This window comes from Actinomadura logoneensis (assembly GCF_003428695.1).
Lineage (GTDB): Bacteria > Actinomycetota > Actinomycetes > Streptosporangiales > Streptosporangiaceae > Spirillospora > Spirillospora logoneensis.
This window is the reverse complement of the sequence record NZ_QURH01000119.1, coordinates 1-1,733: the sequence shown is the minus strand read 5'-3', so window position 1 is coordinate 1,733 and position 1,733 is coordinate 1. Positions and strand designations below refer to the sequence as shown.

2 protein-coding genes are annotated in these 1,733 nt (G+C 78.6%); one reads left to right on the top strand and one right to left on the bottom strand.

All coding sequences use genetic code 11. From position 1 onward, the window contains the following. The coding region (locus DZF91_RS06475) for a helix-turn-helix transcriptional regulator (RefSeq protein WP_147341021.1) at positions 1-816 on the top strand (816 nt) is incomplete at its 5' end. A 267-nt stretch (positions 817-1,083) separates the two neighbouring features. On the opposite strand, the gene DZF91_RS06470 is transcribed toward DZF91_RS06475, so the two are convergent. Continuing rightward, a partial coding sequence (locus DZF91_RS06470) for a 3-oxoacyl-ACP synthase III family protein (protein ID WP_328589128.1) occupies positions 1,084-1,733 on the bottom strand: 650 nt, incomplete at its 5' end.

Genomic DNA, 1,733 nt, shown 5'->3' with positions numbered 1-1,733 from the left:
CCGGGCCGGTTGCGGCGCCGGGTGGCGGCGGTGGCCGCGGCGACGGTGCCGGTGGACGGCCCGGACGCGGGTCCGCGGGTGGATCCGGGGGTGCTGGCGCTGCTGGCGGCGGCGTGCCGGGACGGTGAGCGGGTCCGGTTCGGGTACCGGGACCGGGACGGGCGGGTGACGCGGCGCCTGGTCGAGCCGTCCGCGCTGGTCGCGGCGAGCCGCCGCTGGTACCTGGTCGCGTTCGACCCGCAGGCCCGCGACCCCGCCCCGGACACCGCGCCGGACCAGGACACCGCGCCGGACCAGGACCCCGCCTCGGGCCAGGACCCCGCCCCGGGCCACGAGCCCGGCCGCACAGGCGCGGGGAACCTGGGGAACGCCCCTTCCCGGCGGAAGGAGTCCGGGGCGGGGGAGCCGGGGGCGTGGCGGACGTTCCGGTTGGACCGCGTCGAGGAGCCGTTCCCGACGGGGGTGCGGGTGCCGAGGCGGGAGGTTCCGGGCGGTGATCCGGGGGCGTGGGTGCGGCGGGCGCAGGCGGGCGGGGGGCCGGTGGTCCGTGCGGTGCTGCGCGTGCACGCCTCGGCGGAGGTGCTGGCGGACCGGCTGCGGGTGCGGCGGGACGAGGTGGAGCCGGTGGACGACGGCGCGTGCCTGCTGCGCACGGCTCCGGGGTCGCTGGAGTGGACGGCGATGCGGTTGGCGCATCTGGAGTTGGAGTTCACGGTGCTGGAGCCGCCGGAGCTGGCCGACCGGCTGCGGGAGGCCGGGGCGCGGCTGCTGCGCGCGGCGGGACCGGCCCCCGAGACCGCCGTCCCCCCTCCGTGACGGTGGCACGGTCCACGGGAACGCCGCCTCGGCCGTCCCCTTCCGCGCGGGAGGGCTTCGGGCATGGTGACGCCCCCGGACGCCGCGGGTGTCGGTGGCGCTGACCGGGGGCGCGTTCTTCCGCCCTGAACGCTGGAGTCGGAGTCGCTGGTGGGGGTCGCTGGTGGGGGTCGCTGGTGGGGGGTGGGGGTCGCTGGTGGGGGTCGCTGGTGGGGGTCGCTGGTGGGGGTCGCTGGTGGGGGTCGCTGGTGGGGGTCGCTGGTGGGGTCAGGTCAGGGGCGGCCAGGTGAGCAGGACGTGGGCCCAGGTGAGGCCGGCGCCGAACCCGGCGAGCAGGACCTGGTCGCCGGGGTAGAGGCGGTCGTCGGTGAGGGCGCGGTGCAGGGCGTAGGGGAGGCTGGCCGCGCCGATGTTGCCGACGTCGCGTCCGGCGATGGCGAGCTGGTGGGGGTCGAGTCCGGCGGCGGGGGCGAGGTCGGCGACGAGCTTGGGGTTGGGCTGGTGCGGGACGACCAGGGCCAGGTCGCCGGGTTTGGTCCCGGCGTCGGCGGTGGCGTCGGCGACCAGGCGGGGCAGGATCGCGGTGATGAAGTCGCGGACGGCGCGGCCGTCCATGTGGATGGTGTGGTCGAGGGCGGCCAGGGTGTCGGCGGTGGCGGGGCGGCGGCTGCCGCCCGCGGGGATGAGGACGTCGTCGGCGCGGGTGCCGTCGGCGCCCATGCCCATGGCGGTGATGCCGTAGGGGGCGGGGACGGGGCCGAGGACGGCGGCGGCGGCCCCGTCGCCGAACAGGGCGCTGGTGGCGCGGTCGTCGGGGGCGAGGAACCGGGAGTAGACCTCGACGCCGATGACCAGGGCGTACGGGCCGCCGCCGGTGCGGGGCCCGGCCGCGCCGCCGCCTGCGCCGACGTGATGGC